Source organism: Oceanicola sp. D3 (assembly GCF_006351965.1).
Taxonomy (GTDB): Bacteria; Pseudomonadota; Alphaproteobacteria; order Rhodobacterales; family Rhodobacteraceae; genus Vannielia.
Window position 1 is genome coordinate 2651777 of the sequence record NZ_CP040932.1, and the last position, 19341, is coordinate 2671117.

21 protein-coding genes are annotated in these 19341 nt (G+C 64.5%); 13 read left to right on the forward strand and 8 right to left on the reverse strand.

The features are described from left to right. Positions 1-19: 19 nt before the first annotated feature. Positions 20-247, reverse strand: a complete 228-nt coding sequence (locus FHY55_RS13440) for a DUF1127 domain-containing protein (protein WP_254695308.1) — start codon at positions 245-247, stop codon at positions 20-22. A 160-nt stretch (positions 248-407) separates the two neighbouring features. Then, positions 408-1025 (reverse strand): hypothetical protein, encoded by a 618-nt coding sequence (locus FHY55_RS13445; protein ID WP_140014685.1) that lies wholly within the window; start codon positions 1023-1025, stop codon positions 408-410. Between the two features lie 177 nt (positions 1026-1202). Between FHY55_RS13445 and FHY55_RS20900 the strand changes: the two genes are divergently transcribed. Beyond that, the gene (locus FHY55_RS20900) at positions 1203-1325 is read left to right on the forward strand and encodes a hypothetical protein (protein ID WP_256377564.1); all 123 of its coding nucleotides are present in this window, start codon (positions 1203-1205) and stop codon (positions 1323-1325) included. Positions 1326-1392: 67 nt separating this feature from the next. Here FHY55_RS20900 and FHY55_RS13450 read toward each other — a convergent pair whose 3' ends face one another. After that, the gene (locus tag FHY55_RS13450; RefSeq protein ID WP_140014686.1) at positions 1393-1830 is read right to left on the reverse strand and encodes a hypothetical protein; all 438 of its coding nucleotides are present in this window, start codon (positions 1828-1830) and stop codon (positions 1393-1395) included. 94 nt (positions 1831-1924) lie between these two features. Further along, positions 1925-2956 (reverse strand): transcriptional regulator, encoded by a 1032-nt coding sequence (locus FHY55_RS13455; protein WP_140014687.1) that lies wholly within the window; start codon positions 2954-2956, stop codon positions 1925-1927. Between the two features lie 373 nt (positions 2957-3329). Here FHY55_RS13455 and FHY55_RS13460 point away from each other — a divergent pair, with 373 nt between their 5' ends. The 5 genes from FHY55_RS13460 to FHY55_RS13480 all read left to right on the forward strand — a co-directional run bounded on the left by FHY55_RS13460 (position 3330) and on the right by FHY55_RS13480 (position 8088). Next, positions 3330-3734: a hypothetical protein gene (locus tag FHY55_RS13460; protein ID WP_140014688.1), complete on the forward strand. Its 405-nt coding sequence runs from the start codon at positions 3330-3332 to the stop codon at positions 3732-3734. A gap of 10 nt (positions 3735-3744) precedes the next feature. After that, positions 3745-4500 carry a hypothetical protein gene (locus FHY55_RS13465; protein WP_140014689.1) on the forward strand — a complete coding sequence of 252 codons (756 nt, stop codon included), beginning with the start codon at positions 3745-3747 and terminating at the stop codon, positions 4498-4500. Positions 4501-4552: 52 nt separating this feature from the next. Next, positions 4553-5602 carry a dihydroorotase gene (pyrC, locus tag FHY55_RS13470; protein ID WP_140014690.1) on the forward strand — a complete coding sequence of 350 codons (1050 nt, stop codon included), beginning with the start codon at positions 4553-4555 and terminating at the stop codon, positions 5600-5602. A gap of 85 nt (positions 5603-5687) precedes the next feature. Then, positions 5688-6365 (forward strand): orotate phosphoribosyltransferase, encoded by a 678-nt coding sequence (locus FHY55_RS13475; protein WP_140014691.1) that lies wholly within the window; start codon positions 5688-5690, stop codon positions 6363-6365. Positions 6366-6597: 232 nt separating this feature from the next. Beyond that, the gene (locus FHY55_RS13480; protein ID WP_140014692.1) at positions 6598-8088 is read left to right on the forward strand and encodes a replicative DNA helicase; all 1491 of its coding nucleotides are present in this window, start codon (positions 6598-6600) and stop codon (positions 8086-8088) included. Positions 8089-8357: 269 nt separating this feature from the next. Here FHY55_RS13480 and FHY55_RS13485 read toward each other — a convergent pair whose 3' ends face one another. Further along, a complete protein-coding gene (locus tag FHY55_RS13485) occupies positions 8358-9008 on the reverse strand; it encodes a hypothetical protein (RefSeq protein ID WP_140014693.1) in 651 nt (216 codons plus the stop codon). A gap of 145 nt (positions 9009-9153) precedes the next feature. On the opposite strand from FHY55_RS13485, the gene FHY55_RS13490 reads away from it, so the two are divergent. The 7 genes from FHY55_RS13490 to FHY55_RS13520 all read left to right on the forward strand — a co-directional run bounded on the left by FHY55_RS13490 (position 9154) and on the right by FHY55_RS13520 (position 14780). Then, positions 9154-9948 carry a DUF1194 domain-containing protein gene (locus tag FHY55_RS13490; RefSeq protein ID WP_254695309.1) on the forward strand — a complete coding sequence of 265 codons (795 nt, stop codon included), beginning with the start codon at positions 9154-9156 and terminating at the stop codon, positions 9946-9948. A 101-nt stretch (positions 9949-10049) separates the two neighbouring features. Then, positions 10050-11099 carry an alanine racemase gene (alr, locus tag FHY55_RS13495; protein WP_140014694.1) on the forward strand — a complete coding sequence of 350 codons (1050 nt, stop codon included), beginning with the start codon at positions 10050-10052 and terminating at the stop codon, positions 11097-11099. A gap of 61 nt (positions 11100-11160) precedes the next feature. Beyond that, positions 11161-11892, forward strand: a complete 732-nt coding sequence (locus FHY55_RS13500) for an ABC transporter permease (RefSeq protein ID WP_210410563.1) — start codon at positions 11161-11163, stop codon at positions 11890-11892. Further along, positions 11889-12647: an ABC transporter ATP-binding protein gene (locus FHY55_RS13505; RefSeq protein WP_140014695.1), complete on the forward strand. Its 759-nt coding sequence runs from the start codon at positions 11889-11891 to the stop codon at positions 12645-12647. Before FHY55_RS13500 ends, FHY55_RS13505 begins: the two co-directional genes overlap by 4 nt. A gap of 9 nt (positions 12648-12656) precedes the next feature. Then, entirely contained in the window at positions 12657-13235 is a 579-nt protein-coding gene (locus FHY55_RS13510; protein ID WP_140014696.1) for a hypothetical protein, read from the forward strand. A gap of 156 nt (positions 13236-13391) precedes the next feature. Next, positions 13392-14198 carry a DNA repair protein gene (locus FHY55_RS13515; protein WP_140014697.1) on the forward strand — a complete coding sequence of 269 codons (807 nt, stop codon included), beginning with the start codon at positions 13392-13394 and terminating at the stop codon, positions 14196-14198. A gap of 72 nt (positions 14199-14270) precedes the next feature. After that, positions 14271-14780: a paraquat-inducible protein A gene (locus FHY55_RS13520; protein ID WP_140014698.1), complete on the forward strand. Its 510-nt coding sequence runs from the start codon at positions 14271-14273 to the stop codon at positions 14778-14780. Here FHY55_RS13520 and FHY55_RS13525 read toward each other — a convergent pair. From FHY55_RS13525 to FHY55_RS13535, 3 genes are all read right to left on the reverse strand, one after another. Further along, on the reverse strand, positions 14760-15887 hold the full coding sequence (locus FHY55_RS13525; RefSeq protein WP_140014699.1) for a hypothetical protein: 1128 nt from the start codon (positions 15885-15887) through the stop codon (positions 14760-14762). The genes FHY55_RS13520 and FHY55_RS13525 overlap by 21 nt on opposite strands. Before the next feature lie 121 nt (positions 15888-16008). Then, positions 16009-18018 carry an OmpA family protein gene (locus FHY55_RS13530; RefSeq protein ID WP_140014700.1) on the reverse strand — a complete coding sequence of 670 codons (2010 nt, stop codon included), beginning with the start codon at positions 18016-18018 and terminating at the stop codon, positions 16009-16011. Between the two features lie 65 nt (positions 18019-18083). Next, a complete protein-coding gene (locus FHY55_RS13535; protein WP_140014701.1) occupies positions 18084-19340 on the reverse strand; it encodes a VWA domain-containing protein in 1257 nt (418 codons plus the stop codon). Position 19341: the final 1 nt, after the last annotated feature.

The following is a 19341-nucleotide window of genomic DNA, read 5'->3' on the forward strand; positions in this document are numbered from 1 at the left end:
GCGCCCCGCGGCGACGTATTCAGACGTAGTAGATGTCCCGGAACACGTGGCGCACGATATCTTCGCGCTTCAGGCCACGGGCGGCGAGTTCTTCGTCGCTCATCGCGCTCAGGCGCGACACGGCTTTCATGCGCGGGTTTGCCTCGGCCAAGGACACGAGAGCGGAAAGAACCCGGTCAAACCCGGCTCCCACGCGCGCCATGAAGCTGGGGCGGGAATATTGAACGTCGGTTGCTTGCGTTGCCATCTGGAAACCTCCTGGAACTGCTTTTCTCATCGGCTTCCTCCCTTGCCATGCAACATAAGCCCTCAAGTGCCTGATCCACCACAGACAATCCCGCATGCCCGGGTTGCGCGTGCTGCAATGCAGAGAATTTTCAGAATTTACGCCGCACCTGCGAGGAGAGCTATTGAGGCGGCGCCTTGAATATCTCAACGACCCGGTAAATATCCGGCGCCTGCCCTGCGCCGCCAGAGCCCAGGAACAGAGAGATGCCAAACTCCGGCAAGTAATCCAAAAACTCGACCTGCGCGGCCTTGTCCTCGTAGGCATAGGTCAACCGCACCGGAATAACCTCTACCGCGCAGTCGCCATAAAGCACCCGGCGCCGCAGCGAGGTTTCGATCACCACCGAGAGTGACCGCTCCGCGCCACCTGCATCCCGCTCGGTGCCGCCAAGCTCCACCCGCCGCCCCTCGGCCACCGGGAAGGCCCTGCCCGGCTCCTCGAGCTGAGTGGTCACCACCGTGTCCTCCACCGGCGCGCCGTTTTCCAACGCGTGGGTCTCACGCACCAGCAAGCCGCCCGCCGAGCGCAGGAAAAAGCCGGTGTTGTCATCAAAAAGCGTGGTCTCCGTCACCTCACCCGGCGCTGGCCCCGGGCGAAAGACGGTGACGCCGCCGCTGTCGTCCCGCATGGCAATGCCGCCCGCCAGATCACCCGGCTTCGGGCATGCCGCCAAGGCGGGCGCAGCCAGCAAAAACAGCGCGGCTTGAAGCGCAGAAAATCGCGTCGCAAAACCCATCTGAGATCATCCCCCGGCAGAAGTGTTACCTAAACCCTACTCCGCCGATTCCAGATGACCAAGCCACAAGGAATTCTTCATCGTTTTGTGCTAAGGTGCGGCATGTCAAAACCGGATGACCCTTCAGATCCCCAAAACCGCACAAAGGGCGATGGCCCAAGTGTCGTTTACCTGCGCATGCCGGGGCTTTCCCGGCTGCCGCCCGATGAGTGGTTTGAGGACGAAGAAGGCGAAGCCGAGATGCTTCGCGTCGAGGAAGAGCGCCTCGCGCGGCTCCGCACCCGCAGCTCACGCGGCTGACCCACCTCACAAGAACCGCACTCACAAGAACAGCAGTATTTTCGCTTAAGCACGCGCCTTCCCGGCTTTACGCTTGGGAGGCTTCCGCCTGCCGTGAGAGTCCGGCGGCAAGCCGTGCGCGGGCGGCACGGCGCTGGCCACCGTGGAGGTTGCGAATGCGGCCCAGCCGCCGCAGGTTGCGCGCCGTTGTATGGCGTAGCGGGTGCATCATGGCCCGCCAAATCTCATCGGGCCGCCGCCCGCTGATCGCCAGCATCGCACCCGCAATGGCCGCCGCCGAAAATGCGGTGCTCTTTTCCACGAACATCCGCTGAACCTCATCGCGTCCGCGCGGCTCCAGCCCCGAAAACCCCATCACCCGGTGCGAGATCACAGAGTGGCTCTCGGCCACAAGCCATGCCGCCTGAAGCCCGGTTGCCCAAACCTCAAGCGCCAACCGCTCGGGCCTGACCTGTGAAAGCGCGGGCCATTGCGAGGCGTCGGGAGCATAAAAATTGGGGTACACGGCAGGTCTCCGGGGGTTCGAAGGCCCGCCAATCGGGCCCTCGTCGTTTGCTTGGGGTCAGAGCCTTGCTCTGCCCGCCCGCCGAAATCCGGCCTCAGCGCGGCTCAAAGTCCGGCGCGAGAGAGATCTTGGGTTTGCCGCTCGTCCGCTGCGCAGGTTTCTGCTCGGCTTCGGAGGTTTCGGCCTTCGGTTCCGCCGCAATTGCCGCAGCCTTAGGAGCCTCATCAACCTTGGCCTCCGGCTTCGGCGCCTCGGCTTTCACCGCGGGTGCAGCCTTCGGGGCTTCGGCTTTCACCTCGGGCGCAGGCTTCGGTGCTTCCGCCTTCACCTCGGGTGCGGGCTTCGGCGCTTCCGCCTTCACTTCGGGCGTGGGCTTGGGGGCCTCGGCCTTCACTTCAGGCGCAGGCTTTGCAGCTTCGGCGTTCGCGGCGGGCTTGGCCTTTGCAGCCACTGCCTTGGCAGGCGCCTTCCGAGCAGCGGGCTTGCGCTTTGCAGCGGGTTTGGGGGCCGCCTTGGTAGCAGGCTTCGGTGCAGCCTCAGCCGCCTTCGGCTCGGGCTTGGCCGTCGTCTTTGCACTCGCCGGTTTCGGCGCAGCGGGCTTCGCCGTGGCCGGTTTCGGCGTCGCGGTCTTTGCTGTTGCAGCCTTCGTTGCCGCAGGTTTCGCGGCGGGAGCCTTCGCGGTGCCAGTCTTGGCAGCTGCCGTCTTCGCCGGTGCGGTCTTTGCTGCAGGGGCCTTCGCCGGTGCCGTCTTTGCCGTTGCTTTCTTCGCCGCAGGCTTTCTGGCAGGCGCGGCCTTCGCCGCAGGCTTTTTCGCGGCGGGCGTCTTGGGCGCAGTCTTGGCTGCAGCCTCCCCGCCCAACTGCACCACTTCGCCCTTGGCCTTTGCCGCCGGGGCCGCTTTTGCCTTAGCCGCAGGTTTCGCCTTGGCCGCCGGCTTAGCCTTGGCAGCAGGCTTCGGCTTTTGCGTCACCCCAAAGGGCCCGGCCAGAAGCTCCGCCGGGCTGCCCGGCCAGAAATCCATCATGCCAAAGCTCGCCCGCGCGATATCAACCTGCGTCTCCACCATCGAGCTCCAGAGCACAACGCCGTTGCGCCACATGTCGATTGCAGTGATTGCATGCCTCATCGGTCTATCCTCTTTGTCCTTTCCTCTCGGGGCCTTGTGCCCCGAAAGATCGGTTGTTCCACTTTCTCGTCGGCAAGCCTGCGATGCAGACCGCCCGAAACCTGCCGTGTGCGGGAGGCTTCCCTCGCGTCCAACCTATGCGATTGCTGCACCCGCGAAAAGGCTCCATCTGGTCGCAGGGGCTCATATTTTTCCTTTTTTGCATGGTTAAGGCACCAATGCCCAAGCATGAAGCACCCCGAGAATGCCGCGTTGCAGCAAAAATCCGGGCGCACCCCGCCGCCCGCCTCCTCGGTGAGCTTGTCAAATCAACGGCTTACGCACATAGTGCCCGCATTGCCTTGCCGCCTTGCGCGCCAAATATGTTGATGCGATGAATATTTCCCGTCTTCTGCCCGCCGCAGCGCTCGTGCTCCTCGCCCTTGCGCTCGGCTGGTTCACCCTTCGGCCCGATCCGCTTGAACAGGCGGCACTCGCCTTCGGCCTGCCCGCGGGCGCTGATGCCAGTGGCGAGCCCGAAGAAACCGCCGCCGATGGGGCCATGCTGCGCAGCCTCACGGTGCCCTTCACCACCCCGCCCGGACGCTACACGGAACTGCCAGATCTGATAACCGTCATCGGCCAGCGCTGCGCCGAGCTGGGCCACGCGCCCGAACCGGGCCGCACCGACGACTGGCCCGTGCTGCTCTGCCGACTCGACGGCGAGGTGCTTCTCGGCGGGCGCGGCACCTGCACCGACGAGGGCTGCCGCGCTGCCCTCATCTTCTCCCAATCCTGAGTGAACCGTCATGACCGACCGCGCCGATATACACCCCGACGCCAACGGCTTCCGGCGTCTCTCCTACACCTGCCGCTGTGGCTGGATCGACTGGGGTCACGCCAATGGCACCGGGGCGGCGGGCCTGCTCACCCGCCTGAAGGCAGGCCACAACGACTGGCCAGCCAACTCCAGCTCCAACATCTATCTCAACAGCTCGCCCGCCTTCCTCGTCAGCTACACCCAGCGGATGGGCAACCGGCACATCCAGTTGCCGCTGAACACTCGCCAATGGATCGTCAAACGCGGCCTCTCCTCTGCGATGCTGGTGCATGTCGCCTACACCATCTTCCTCTCCGAATCGCTCGCCTTTGAGAGCTACCAGAACCGCTGGGTCTGGCGCGTGCTCACCGATTCCGGCTTCTCGGCCGAAGATCTCGTGTCCAACATGGTCGGCTTCTACCGCGCCCTGCACGGCAAAAGTGAAGCCGATATGCGCGCGCTCTGCGGCGATGTCGGCGAGGCCGAGAGCCTTGCGATCTGGGACAGCCAGGTGCCCAACGGCCTCGGCGCGATCAAGAACCGCACCACCCAGCCGATTTACTTCAGCTCCTCCGCCTGCCCCGGCTCGCAATCCTTGCCGACCGAGTTCCGCTCGCTCCAGCTCAGCCCGCACGGGATGAACTGGGTCCAGCCCCGGGGCACCTCCGTGCCGCTCGGCATCGCCGCCTCCTGGCTGCGCTACACCTACGACAGCACCGGCGATTTCCGCATTTCGCTCAACTGAGCCAACCCGCGCGCCTCTGGTGCCCGTGCCCCGTCCGCGCTATGCCTGCGCCATGACTAAGCGCCTCACGATCCGCCGCCCCGACGACTGGCACCTGCATCTGCGCGATGGCGCGATGCTCAAAGCCGTGCTCCCCGAAACCGTCTCCCATTTCTCGCGCGCCATCATCATGCCCAACCTCGTGCCCCCCGTGGTCACGATGGCCGATGCCATGGCCTACCGCGAGCGCATCCTCGCCGCTGCGCCCGGCGTTGGCCTCTTCGAGCCACTGATGACACTCTACTTGACCGAAGAGACAGACCCTGAAGATGTGGCAGCCGCCCATGCCACAGGGCTGGTCAAGGCGGTAAAGCTCTATCCGGCGGGCGCCACCACCAACTCCGCCTCCGGCGTGCGCGACTTCGACAAGGTGCGCCCGGTGCTGGAAAAGATGGCCGAGATCGGCATGCCGCTCTGCATGCACGGCGAGGTCACCACCCACGACGTCGACATCTTCGACCGTGAGGCAGTTTTCATCGACACTGTGCTCGACCCGCTGCGCCGCGCCACCCCGGGCCTGCGAGTGGTGATGGAGCATATCACCACCGCCGATGCCGCCGCCTATCTGCGCGATGGTGGCGATGATCTGGGCGCCACGATCACCACGCACCACATGATGATCAACCGCAACCACATGCTCGTTGGCGGCATCCGCCCGCACTATTACTGCCTGCCGGTGGTCAAGCGCGAAAAGCACCGCGAGGCGCTGGCCGAACTGGCCACATCGGGCTTCGAGCGCTGCTTCCTCGGCACCGACAGCGCCCCCCACCTCGCCACCGACAAGGAAAGCCCCTGCGGTTGCGCCGGTGTGTTTTCCGCCCCCGTCACCATGAGCTGCCTTGCCGAGCTCTTCGAGGAGGCCAGGGCGCTCGACAAGCTCGAAGGCTTCACCTCGCGCAACGGCCCCGCCTTCTACCGCCTGCCCGCCAATGAAGCGTCGATCACGCTGGCCAAGGGCGACGAGCCCCTCACCTTCGCCCCGCAGATCGAAACCGAAAACGGCCCCGTCGTGGTCTTTGATCCGGGCCGCCCGCTGCACTGGCAGGTGGAGGACGAGCTCTGAACGCCCGCCCTGCCCCTCGCGTCGCGTGGGTTGCAGGCGTGGCCTTATGGATATTTATGAGCAAGACAATGACAGGAGCCGCGCCATGATCCCCACCTCACATCCAGACGACGCCACCATCGCCCGCATCGCCGCCGGGATGTTGCTGGAAATCGAGGCGGTGCACTTCAACCAGCGCGAGCCCTTCACCTATTCCTCCGGCCTCAAGGGGCCGACCTATATCGACTGCCGCAAGCTCATCAGCTTCCCACGCATCCGCTCCACGTTGATGGATTTCCTCGTGGTGAAGGTCATGCGCGACGCGGGCTTTGAGGCCTTCGACAACATCGCCGGCGGCGAGACTGCTGGGATTCCCTTCGCCGCCTTCGTGGCCGACCGGATGGCCCTGCCCATGAGCTACGTGCGCAAGAAGCCAAAGGGCTATGGCCGCAACGCCCGGATCGAGGGCGCGATGACCGAGGGCGAGCGGGTGCTGCTGGTGGAGGATCTCACCACCGATGGCGGCTCCAAGATCTCCTTCGTCGATGCCATCCGCGAAACCGGCGCCACCTGCGCGCACACGGCGGTGATCTTCTACTACGGGATCTTCCCAGAAACCGAGAAGACGCTGGGCGATCACGGCGTGACCCTGCACCACCTCTGCACCTGGTGGGATGTGCTGGCCGTCGCCCGCGAGCGCGGCACTTTTGACGCCGAAACGCTGGACGGGGTGGAAGCCTTTTTGAACGACCCGGCCAAATGGCGCGAAGATAACGCTGGGTAAAATCCGCGGCGGCCTGTGGAAACATGGGGATAACCGCCACAAAGAATCGCCCGCCAAGGGAACTGCCGGGTTGACCGATCGGCCCGTCCTGAAAACCTCGACTAGAATCACAACATCTGGTAGAGGTCACCGCAGGCGACCATAGGGAAACCCGAGTTATCCACCGAGTTACCAAGGCTTCCATGAGCCCGCAGCATCTGCAACAACCCGTCCCAGCAGGGGACAGATCAGCATGAACGAAATTACGGCATTCCGCCCGGAAGGCGCTTCCGGCGACGCGGATCAATCACCACACAACATCGAAGCCGAGCAACAATTGCTCGGCGCGATCCTCACCAACAACGATATCTTCGACCGTATCGCCATGGTGGTCAGCGCCGAGCATTTTTATGATCCGCTCCACGCCCGTATCTTCGAGGTCGCCGCCTCGCGGATCGCCAAGAACCTCGCCGCCACGCCCGTTTCGCTCAAGAGCTACCTTGAGGATGAGCCGGGGCTGAAAGAGGTTGGCGGTGCCGCCTATCTGGCCAAACTGGCCGGGGTGGCCGTGGCCAGCTTTGCCGCGCGTGACTACGCCCAGATCGTCTATGATCTCGCCATTCGTCGCGAGCTGATGGGGCTGGGCCGCGACATTGCCGCCAAGGCCTCCGACATCAACGTGGCCTCCGAGCCGAAAGACCAGATCGTCGAGGCCGAGCAGGCGCTCTACAAACTGTCCGAACAGGGCCGCACCGAAAGCGGCTTTCAGAGCTTCCTCAAGGCCGTCACAGACGCGGTGAACGTCGCCAATGCCGCCTACCAGCGTGAGGGCGGCCTTGCTGGCATCGCCACCGGCCTTGATGACATGGACCGCAAACTCGGCGGCCTGCACCCGTCTGACCTTTTGATCCTCGCCGGCCGACCCTCCATGGGTAAAACCTCGCTGGCCACCAACCTCGCCTTCAACATCGCCAAGGCCTACAAGCGCGGGATGCGCCCCGATGGCACCGAGGGCGCGGTGGATGGCGGCGTTGTTGGCTTCTTCTCGCTCGAAATGAGCGCCGAACAGCTCGCCTCGCGGATTCTCTCCGAAGCCGCCGAGATCAGCAGCCACAAGATCCGTCAGGGCGATATGGACGAGGCCGAGTTCCGCCGCTTCGTCGAGGCCGCCAAGGCGCTGGAATCCTGCCCGCTCTTCATCGACGACACCGCCGCCCTGCCGATCAGCCAGGTCGCCGCCCGCGCCCGCCGCCTCAAGCGCACCCACGGGCTCGACCTGATTATCGTCGACTACCTCCAGCTTCTGCGCGGCACCGCCGAAAACCGGGTGCAGGAGATCGGCGAAATCTCCATGGGCCTCAAGGCCATCGCCAAGGAGCTGAACATTCCGGTCATCGCGCTCTCCCAGCTCTCGCGTCAGGTGGAAAGCCGCGAAGATAAGCGCCCTCAGCTCTCCGACCTCAGGGAATCCGGCTCGATCGAGCAGGACGCCGACGTGGTGATGTTCGTCTTCCGCGAAGAATATTACGCCGAGCGCGAAAAGCCCTCCGATGACCAGCTCGACAAGATGGCCGAATGGCAAGAGCGCATGGCCCGCCTGCACGGCAAGGCCGAGGTCATCATCGGCAAGCAGCGCCACGGCCCGATCGGCACGGTCGAACTGAGCTTCGAGAGCCAGTTCACCCGCTTCGGCAACCTCGTCCAGCCATGGCAGCAGGGCGGCGGCGGCGTGGATCAGTTTTGATACCGTCGAGGTTCAGTCAAAGTTTCGCCAAATCTTGCAGCTACCCCCCTATATATGGGGTGTAGCCTGCCGGATTTACTTGATTTTTACCTCCTGCGGCCCAATATATATGGTACGAGCAGTAGCTCACCGCTCCACAGAGGGCGGGAACCGGCCACCCCAACGCTCTGTTTCCTTGCAGGGCAGGCTGGTATCGGCTAGAGAATCTGAGTTCCGGCTCCGGAACGTGAACGGAAAGTTGAGGCAAATGACCTTTGGTCCCGATCCCATCATCGTCTGATCATTCCCGCTGCCACCGTTTTTTCGGAGGCAGCCGTTAGGCGGGCATCAAGCCCCCGCAAACGCTCCGAAAGCTCTTCCAATGGCACTTGGCTCATGCGCTCTGCACGGCGCATGTTCAGCTTGGGGCTGTGCTGCTCCATTCTTCGCAGCAACTCCTTTCCCGAGACCTCGGCCTCCATGGCTGTTTTCCTGATCACCTCAACCGCGTTCAACCGTCCGGCAACGCTGACAGTGGTGTAGCTGGGCAGGTTGATCCCCTCGATCTGCGCGCGGATTTTCTCAAGCAGGCCATAGAAGGTGACGATCATGTGCAGAATATCACTATCGAACACATCAATGTCGCCAATCCGGCTCCGGTAAATCTCGGTGTGCCGGGCATCGGTGATATGCGGCACCAGATCCGGGTCTTCCTCAAACCGTTGGCGCAGCGAAGCCTTGTCGAGCGACTTCTCCAGAAAACGCGTCATGTCATTGGTGTTGAAGTCAATTTCCGCGTACATCGCACGCACCAGCTTGTCGCGCGCCTTGTTCCGCCGCTCCTGACTCTTCTGATCGTCAAGATACCGCTTGCACCACCACACCGCCATGGCGACGAGCGGCACAACCAATGCAATCACCAACCGTTCCCAAAAGGCCACCTGGACCTCCACACAAACCCGAGCACCGCGGCGGATAGTAGCCAGCCAGCTCCGCCATGCAAGGCACCGCACCCGGTCTTGCCCTGCCCCGACCGGCCACAATCACATCCCTGCGACCCCCTTCCCCAGAATCACCTGCTCACGCATGATCCTCTTCATGCGTGCGTTCCTGCTCTCCTTCCTCCTCCTCACCGCCCCGGCCACGGCCCAGCCCATCGAGGTCGATGTCGAACTGGCGCTGATGGTCGATGTCTCCCGCTCGATGACCCCCAATGAGGTCGAGATCCAGCGGCGGGGCTATGCCGAGGCGATCCTCTCGGATGAGGTGATGACGGCGGTGCAATCGGGCCTGCTCGGGGCCATCGCGGTGACCTATGTGGAATGGGCCGGTAACTACACCCAGCGCGAAATCGTGCCCTGGACCATCATTCAAACGCCCGATGACGCCCGCGCCTTTGCCGAGGCGCTCTCGCAAACCTTCGCCGGGGGGATGCGCCGCACCTCCATATCGGGAGCCATCGAATATGCCGCCGACTCGATGGAGCGAAACGCCTTCACCGGCCTGCGCCGGGTGATCGACGTCTCGGGCGACGGGCCCAACAATCAGGGCACCCATGTCGAACCGGCCCGCAACGCCGCGCTGGCCAAGGGAATCGTCATCAACGGGCTGCCGCTGATGACCAACGAAGGGCTCGGCGGCACATGGGATATCGGCGGGCTCGACCTTTATTATCGCGACTGCGTGATCGGCGGCGCCGGGGCCTTCGTCATCCCCGTGCACGAGTGGAGCGAATTCGCCTCCGCCGTCCGCCGAAAGCTCGTGCTCGAAATCGCTGGCCTGCCGCCCCCCGCACAGATCATCCGCGCCCAAGGCCATTACGATTGCCTGATCGGTGAGAAGATGTGGCAAGAGCGCCGCCGGTATTGGGACGAACCCTGAAGCGCGCCTTTGCTGCCGCTGCGCAAGCAACCCGGCATCGCCGCACCGCAGCACGCTTTCCGCCTTGACGCCGCCCCCCGCCCCCCGCACAAACCGGCCTCATGGGAACCGGGCAGTTAACGATTGATCTAGACGCTATCGCGGCCAATTGGACCGCTCTCGATGCTGCGTCAGGAAGTGGCACCGAAACCGGTGCCGTGGTGAAAGCAAATGGCTATGGCCTTGGCGCGGCGCGGGTGGCGCGGGCTCTGGCCCATGCAGGCGCACGGCGCTTCTTCGTGGCTCATGCCGAAGAGGGCGCGACGATTCGCAATGCGCTCGGGCGCGGCCCTGAAATCTACGTGTTTTCCGGGCATATGCGCGGCGACACCGACATGCTGAACGATCTCGACCTGATCCCGATGATCAACTCGATCGACCAGCTCACCCGCCACATCGAAGCCCTGCCCCAAGCCCCCTTCGGCATCCAGCTCGACACCGGCATGAACCGGCTCGGCATGGAGCCCGGCGAATGGATGGCCCTGCGCGATGTGGCCGTGCCCCGCAACCCGCGCCTGATCATGTCGCATCTCGCCTCCGCTGATGAGCCCGAGAGCCCGCAAAACCGGGCGCAGGCCAAGCTGTTCCGCGAGTTGACGGCAGGCTGCGGCATCCCCCGGAGCCTTTCTGCCACCGGCGGCATCCTGCTCGGCCCCGATTTCCACTTTGAGCTGACCCGCCCCGGCATCGGCCTCTATGGCGGCCGCCCGTTCACCGAGGCGCGCGCGGTGGCTCAGCTCGACCTGCCGGTTATCCAGTCCGGCACCGTGCTCGCAGGCGAGACCGTTGGCTACAACGCCACATGGCAGGCAGAGGTCGACACCCCCACCGCAACGGTCCAGAGCGGCTATGCCGATGGCATCCTGCGCGCGCTGACCAACAAGGGCAGCCTCTGGGCCGATGGGGTGGAATGCCCGATCCTTGGGCGCGTTTCGATGGATTCCGTGGTCGCCGACATTTCTGGCCTCGAACGTGTGCCCCACGAGCTGTCGCTGCTCTGCCCCGAACAGGGCGTGGATGCGGTGGCCGATGACGCGGGCACCATCGGCTACGAAATCCTCACCTCCCTCGGCTCGCGCTACGCGCGCCGCTACGCCGGCCGGGCGGGCTGACAGGCCCTTGGCCACCGTCCTGCACCCCCTCGCTCTGATCGGCCGCAACACCCTTGCCCTCATGGCCGCCATCGGGCGCGTCGCGATGTTTCTCGGCAGCACCCTCAGCCACATGGTCCGCCCGCCCTTCTACCTGAAGGAACTTTGGCAAGCCATTCTGAACGTGGGATATTTCTCGCTCCCAGTCGTTGGCCTCACCGCCATCTTCACCGGTGGTGCGCTTGCCTTGCAAATCTATTCCGGCGGCTCCCGCTTCAACGCCGAGGCGGTGGTGCCCCAGATCGTCGCCATCGGCATGGTGCGCGAGCTTGGCCCCGTGCTGGTGGGCCTGATGATCGCCGCCCGCGTCACCTCCTCCGTCGCCGCCGAAATCGCTACGATGAAGGTGACCGAGCAAATCGACGCGCTCGTCACCCTCTCCACCCACCCGATGAAGTACCTCACCGTCCCCCGCGTGCTGGCCGCCCTCATCACCGTGCCCGCGCTGGTGGCGGTGGGCGATGTGATCGGCGTCATGGGCGGCTTCCTCGTCGCCACCGAGCGGCTCGGCTTCAACCCCGCTGCCTACCTGCAAAACACATGGAACTTCCTTGAGGCGCTCGACATCATCTCCAGCCTCGTCAAAGGCGCTGCCTTCGGCTTCATCGCCGCGCTGATGGGCTGCTACTACGGCATGAACTCCGGCAGAGGTGCGCAGGGCGTAGGCCGCGCCACCAAGCTCTCGGTGGTCGCCGCCGCCGTGCTGATCCTCGCCGCCAACTTCCTGCTCACACAGGCGTTCTTCTCCGTATGATCGAGCTGAGCAACGTCCATAAGTCCTTCGGAACCAAGGATGTTCTGCGCGGCGTCGATCTGTCGGTCGGCAAGGGCCGCAGCATGGTCATCATCGGCGGCTCGGGCACCGGTAAGTCGGTTACCCTCAAGTGCATCCTCGGCCTCGTCGCGCCCGATCAGGGCAGCATCACCGTCGATGGCAGCCCCGTGGCCTCCGCCCGCTCCGCCGCCGCCCGCGAGGCCTTTCTCGCCCGCTTCGGCATGCTCTTCCAGGGCGGCGCGTTGTTCGATTCGCTCCCGGTCTGGCAAAACGTCGCCTTTCGCCTCCTGCGCGGGGCGCTCAAACGCCCCAAGGCCGAGGCCCGCGAGATTGCTATCGAAAAGCTCCGCCGCACCGGCCTCGGCCCGGAAACCGCCGATCTCTACCCCGGCGAACTCTCCGGCGGCATGCAAAAGCGCGTCGGCCTCGCCCGCGCCATCGCCGCCGAGCCCGAGATCATCTTTTTCGACGAGCCCACCACCGGGCTGGATCCGATCATGGCCGGGGTCATCAACGAGCTGATACGCGAGATCGTCACCGAAATGGGCGCCACCGCCGTGACCATCACCCATGATATGACCTCGGTGCGCGCCATCGCAGATGACGTGGCCATGCTCCACGCCGGCAAGATCCGCTGGACTGGCCCCGTGGGAGAAATGGACGCTGCCTCAGACCCTTACCTGACGCAGTTCATCCACGGCAGCGCCGAAGGCCCGATCGAAACCCTGCGCTGAGAACCCGCTATGGAAGCCATCGCCGAAGTCATTCTTGCCATCGTCGCCGCCTTCCTCGAACTCCTCGTTCACCTTGCCGCCATCACCATGTCGCTCGGCTGGGCGGCCCGCCACGCGCGCGGCGTCATGCGTGTGGCCCTCTCCATCACCACCCTCACCGCCGCTTGGCTCTTTGCCGGTGTCTCCACCCCGCTATGGGCCAGCCCCTCCATCGCCCTCTCCGGTGCCTTTTCCTTCACCGTGCTCGCCACCTGCGTTGTCATGATGCTCTTTGGCATCGCGCTGTCCATCGCCGCACACCGGGTAACAGAGCCCGAAGCGCCCGCAAAACCCGGCCCCGTGGCCAAGCATCCAGACCTCTCTGGGTTCGTGCTCTACGGCTTCGCAATCCTCATCGTTGCAGGCCTCGTGGCCGTTTTGCTTACCCAAAGCCACCGCAGCACCCTGCGCGAGCGCCTCTGCGACGCCGCCGAGGGCCGAATCTCCGAAAGCTGGAAAGACCGGGGCAGCCGCGCCCTCGATCTGTCCGAAGCCCTGCTGAAAAAAGACTTCCGCGCCAAACTCCCCTGCCTCGATGAGGCCGGTTAACGCCCATTGTTTCGGCTTTGGCGACAATCACGCCCCCTTTCAACAACTGTCCAGGCAGAAACCGATTAACCGAATCCAAATCCTTCGCTAGGTTGAACGGGCTGGGATTTTTGTTGCGGCTCAACTGTTTGAGCCACAAAGCTGATGGGGGATACGATGACTGCCACAAACGAGACGCCCGCAGACCGTCTATTTCAGGCGCTGAGGGCGCTGTCTCTTACCGCCTTCGGTGCCATTGCCATCGGCCTTATCGGCGCAACCCTGCTTGCGGCCTTCAAGGTGCTGCCCTGGCTGGAAGCCTCGCTGACCTTCGGCGAAACCACCTATGAGAATGCCGGCATCTGGATCCAATCCGGTCTCACCCTCTTTGCCCTCGCCCTCTGCGCCTTCCTGCCCGCCAATCGGCACATTCTGGCGCTTCAAAAAAGCCACCGCGACTTTCACCTCTCGATGGATGACATCGCCCGCGCCTATGCCACCTGCCACGCGGCAGACCGGGAGGGCGCCTTTTCCATGTCCTCCGAGTTCGACGCTGTGCGCGAGCGTATGGCCTTCATGCGCAACCACCCCGACCTGCGCGGGCTGGAGCCGGGCGTGCTCGAAGTCGCCGCCCAGATGAGCGAGGTTTCCCGTGATCTCGCCGCCGTCTACTCCGACGAGAAGATGACCCGCGCCACCACCTTCCTGCGTCAACGACAGGAAGAGATAGATGCCTTCTCGGACAGGCTGAAACTGGCGCAAAAGACCACCGACGAAATCAAGCGCTGGAGCCAGCAAATCAACGTCGAAGAGAGCATTCAGGCCACCCAGCTTGCCCAGCTGGAGCAAGATCTGCTGGAGCTTCTGCCCGAGCTTGGCTTCGACGTCGAAGAAGAGGCCCTGCCGCCCGCTCACACCGACGAGCGCAAGGTTGTGCCCATGGCCGCCAAGCCACAAAGCGCAAAGGCCAAACCCGCCGAATAGCGCCAGCGGGTTCACAAGCCTCCTGCCAGCCCCTATCTGAAGACTAGACCGCAACCGCCAAAGGCAGGCCCCTTGCTGCTCGCCCTCAAGCTCGCCAACCTCTCGCTCCTCCTGCTCTTCCCGCTGGCATGGTTCGCACCGCTCCTGCGTGCGGGGCTGCTGCCGCTGTTCGGGCTGTCCGAAATCTCGGTCATTTCTGGCCTGCAAGAACTCTGGGGCAAAGACGTGTTTCTTGCCCTGCTGGTCACAGCCTTCGCCCTCTTTGCCCCCTACCTCAAAACCATCGGCCTCGCGCTGCTGCACTTCGGGCTGATGCGCCGCAAGGTGCTGCCCGCGCTGCACCTGCTCGGCAAGCTGGCCATGGCCGATATCTTCCTGATCGCGCTCTACATCGTCGTGGCCAAGGGCATCGGCGTGGGCCGGGTGGAGGTGGCATGGGGGCTCTACCTCTTCACCGCCTGCATCCTCGCCTCCATCGGCATCTCATGGGCCACCGAGAGGAGCCGCAAGCGCCTGCCGCCCCCCGGCCCGGCCCTGCAACCCAGTGCCGAAGCGCTTTCCCTAAGCCCCACCTCCGAGTGAGGTAGCCAGCCCGGCCCGTTGCCAGAGCGCCTCTGTCCCAGCGTCCCGCACGAGGCTCTCGGCATCGGCAATCCGCTGGCCCTTCCAGCCGGTGCTGATCTGGGCGCAATGCATAAAGCGATGCGACCTCGACATAGCAACGCGGTTAAAGAGATAGCCGGCCACGCCATGCACATCCCAGCCAAACCGCGCAAGCGGACTGCCTCGGGTGATGCACCACTTCTCCTTGCTGTAGGTCTCCGGATCGCGCCGCCAGATATGATCCCCATGCATCGGCACCTCACCAGCCGCGTCCACAGCATAGCGCCAATGGCACCGCGCTGTGGCATACCCCAGCCGCGAACGCTCCGCCTGCTCAACCAGCGTCCCTGCGCCATCGGCGGCCACAAGCATTTCGTCCACATCACACCAGATGAGCCCACGCGCGTGGGGAAAATACCGGTGCCGGATGGTGTTGATGATCCCGAGCTGCAAGAACAGCGCAATCCCGCGCGGCGGCTTCGCGGCCATCGGCCCATAGGGCACATCGACGCCCACCACCGTTGCCCCGCTTAGGCCCTCAACGCTTGCCAGACAGGCCCGAATATCTTCCAGCCCATACTCCGTGCTGCCATTGTCGAAAAACAGCACATGCTCCACCCCGGCAGACGCAACATAATGCGCCGCCCAATCACGCACCCATGGCAGCGGGTTGTTCCTCGACAGCGTAGACAGCACCACCTTTCCGGCAAACGCCTCGTCAGGAACTGCCACCGAGATCGAAAGCTCCTCCCCATCAAGCACCACCGACAGCCTCGAAGGGCACGCCCGCGCCCGAACCCACAGTTCGTCATGGCGGCGATATCTGCGCAGCGCCGTCACCGGATGCACGCCCAACTCCGAGCGAAACGTTGCCCCGCGCAATAACCCCGCAAGGTTCAGCAGCTTCGGGCAGACAAGCACGATCCGGCCGCGCTCTGGCAAAAAGGTCGCGCTATAGGCCAGCGTTGAGAAATCGTAGCGCTCGGCGAAATTCGCAGGCTGCGCGGCGGGGCGAAGCAGCGGCCTGCGCTGCACCGGGGCATCCTTGGGCAGCCGCAGGGGCTCCAATGTCAGGGTCTCGAACATGCCCCCGCATAGCGCGGGCGCCCTCGCCGTGCCAGCAAAGACCGCACCACTCTGGCGCGCATAAAAAGAGACGGGCCCGCAAAGGCCCGCCTCTCTACTCGTTAACCGAAGGGTTCTGGAGTTACGATCCGGTGGCGATCAGCGGGGTGATCCGGCGCACGGCGGCACGACGGTTGGCGCGCTCGCCTTCCAGCGTGCGGATCTTGAGGTCGCCCTCGCCGTAGCCCTGCACCACGAGGTTTTCGGGCGGCACGTCAAAGTACTCGGTCAGCGCCAACGCCACACTCTCCGCGCGACGGTCCGACAGGGCCAGGTTGTAGGCCGCATTGCCAACCGCGTCGGTGTGACCTTCCACAAGGAACACCTCACCGGGGTTTTCCTCCACATAGGCGGCAATCAAGTTGCCCAGCTCGCTAAGCTCTTCAGCCTCCTGCGGGTCGATCACGGCCGATCCGGTGCGGAAGTTGATCGCGTCCAGATCAATCGCCGGGGCCAGTTTGCGCACCCGCTCGATGTTGCGCACTTGGTAGAGCGCAAAGCGGCGGTCGGCCACGCTCTTGGTCGACAGCGCAGCACGCAGTGCATCAGCGTCCGAGTTGGCATCCACCTCCTCGTATTCCACCGGATCAGGCAGCGCGGCCACATCCACCGGGTCAACACTGGTGGTGTCGTCAATCAGCACCGTCCGGTTGCCCTCTGCATCCACCCGGACGCGGCGCAGCACGCGCAGCTCGGGGTCGCGGATGGTGATGATCTGCACACCGCTCTCGCGTGTCACGATGGTACGGGTCGAGCCATCCTCGAAAGTTTCGCGGCGCACGGTCGAGCCGGGACGTTCGATCAGCTCATTGTCGTCGCGGATCACTCGGTAGCGCCCATCTTCCAGCACAACCACACGGTCGTCGGATTTGGTGACAACCTGAGCCTTGTCGTTGCCCTTCAGAGCTTCGCCAACGACCACGGCACCAAGGCCAACCACAAGCGCCTTCTCAAGGTCGCTCAGGCCACCGTCATCATTGCCAGCGCTGCCGTTGCCGCTCGCAGCGCCTGTTACCTTGTCCAAAAACTCCTCCGAGCTCGATCGGGCGGTTTCCTCCGTCACCGTGGTCTCTTCAACCTCGGCCACTTCCGCATCGCTCTCAGACGCGGCCGAGGCCTTCGGGGCTTCCGTCTCTGCGGCAGCGGCCTGTGCTTCCGGGTCAGCCTCTTCTGCAGATTGCGCTTCAATCCGCTTGGCGGCCTCTTCCAGAACGCCGGTAATCGCGGGGTTGGCTTCAGCATCGGCCTCCACCTCAGCTTCCGCCTCAGCCGTCATCTCGGCTTCGGGCTCGGCCTCACCTTCGGTGGCCATGTCTTCCTCAACCGTGGCTTCAGCGCCTGCGGCGACATCAGCTTCCGCTTCAGCCGCCTCATCGCCACCCGTCAACTCACCCAGAGCCTCGGCAAGGTCGCCCTCGCCGCCTTCAGCTTCAACCTCTGCTTCAGCGGTGGTTTCGGCCTCCGCTTCCGGCGCAACGGCCTCAGCCTCGTCGGCCACTTCGGGCGCAGCCTCAACCTCGGCCTCTGCAGCGTCTTCTCCGCCACCCGTTACGGCATCCAGCGCGCCCTCCAGCAGACCCGGCTCTTCAGCCTCAGCCTCTGCGGCAACCTCCGGCTCCGCCTCAGCCTCAGCCTCTGCGGTCGCCTCAGGCTCAGGCGTTGGCTCCGCCTCAGCCGTCTCGTCCTCATTGCCGGTCACAGCCTCCAGAGCGCCCTCCAGCAGGCCGGGCTCCTCGGCTTCGGCCTCCGCCGTCGCTTCGCCCGTCACCTCGGCTTCACTCGGCTCGGCCTCCATGGCGGTCACAACATCCGCCTCGCTGACGCCCATCTCCTGCAACTCCGCCATCGTCATGCAAAGTGCGCGTTCGCCGCCGAAGGTGCTGACAACCAGCGCATCCGCCGAGGCCTCGCCATCCAGCGCCGCCTTCTGCTCGTCGCTCAACGTAAGCTGCAACTCATCGGCCGCATCGGCGCTGATGCCGATAGTGCCAGCGTCGCAGCGGTCGACAACCTGCTGGGCCGGGGCAACTGCCGGCATTACAAGGGAAAATACGGCCACAAGGGCTGTCGTGTTTCGGATCTTCGCAGACATGACTGCTGCTCCTCCAATGTGTATTTCTTGGGCCTACAACGCGGCCCTACACCATCGGGTTCCGCTCAGGCCGCGTGGAGCATCTGCATGAGCCGCGCTTTTTCGCCGCCGCCGTCTTCGCGCGAAAGCGCCTGCGCGAGCGCCTCAAGCGAGGCGATGTTATGCCCGGCGCGAAAACTGGAGACATGGGGCAGCATCGCCGCGATACCCGCCGCCTTGGGGGCAAAACCATCCCAGCGCAGCAACGGGTTCACCCAGATCAGCCGCCGGGCCGAAAGCCCAAGCCGCTCCACCTCGCGTGCCAGCCGATCCGGTGCGCCCCGGTCCAGCCCGTCGGTGATCAGCAGCACCACCGCCCCGCGAGACAGCACCCGCCGCGACCAATCGCGGTTGAAAGCATGCAGACAGTCACCAATTCGCGTGCCCCCCTCCCAATCCTGCGCCTCGGCCCCGGCGGCAGACAGCGCGGCGTCTACATCGCGGGTCGCAAGGTGGCGGGTGATGTTGGTGAGCCGTGTGCCAAAGGTAAAGCCATGAACCCGCGCCCATCCGGCGCCCTTGGCATTGGCGGCAGCATGGAGAAAATGCAGCACGATGCGGCTGTATTGGCTCATCGAGCCGGAAATATCGCAAAGCGCAACCAGATCGGGCCAGCGCTGCACCCGCTCCTTGGTCGCAAATTGGTGGATCTCGCCGCCCCGCCGAAGGGCCACCCGCATCGTCGCGCGCCAGTCAGCCACGCGGCCCCGCGCATCGGCCTTCGTGCGCCGGCTGACCAAGGGGCGCACGGGCAGCTCGATCCGGGCGATGATGCGTTTGGCCTCGGCCACCTCCGCCGTGCTCATCTGCTCAAAGTCGAGGGTCTTTAGCCGCTCCTCACCGCTCGCCGTGGCAGAAGCGTCAATCTCGATCTCCTCGCCTTCGGCTTCCGGCACCTCGGGCGCCTCTTGCTCCACCCCGTCCAGCAGCGCCTCAGCGGCCCGCTTCTCCGCCGCCTCCGCCGCCTTCTCCTCCTGCACGCCCCGCACCGATGGCAGCATCAGGCTCATCATATGCTCCATGTAGCGCGGATCGCGCCAATAGAGCCGAAAAATCTGTGCGAAAACAGCGCGTTGCTCTGGCCGATTGACGAAACAGGCCTGCAGCGCGTGGAAAAAGTCGGCACGGCTCGTAAATCCAGCCGCCTCCACGGCCCGCACCGCGTCAATCACGCGGCCCGGGCCAATTGGCAGCCCCGCCTTCCGAAGCGCCCGCGCAAACCAGGTGATGTTTTCCACCAGCCTGGGATGCTCAGGGATCTGAAGGTCAGGGAGTTCAGCCATC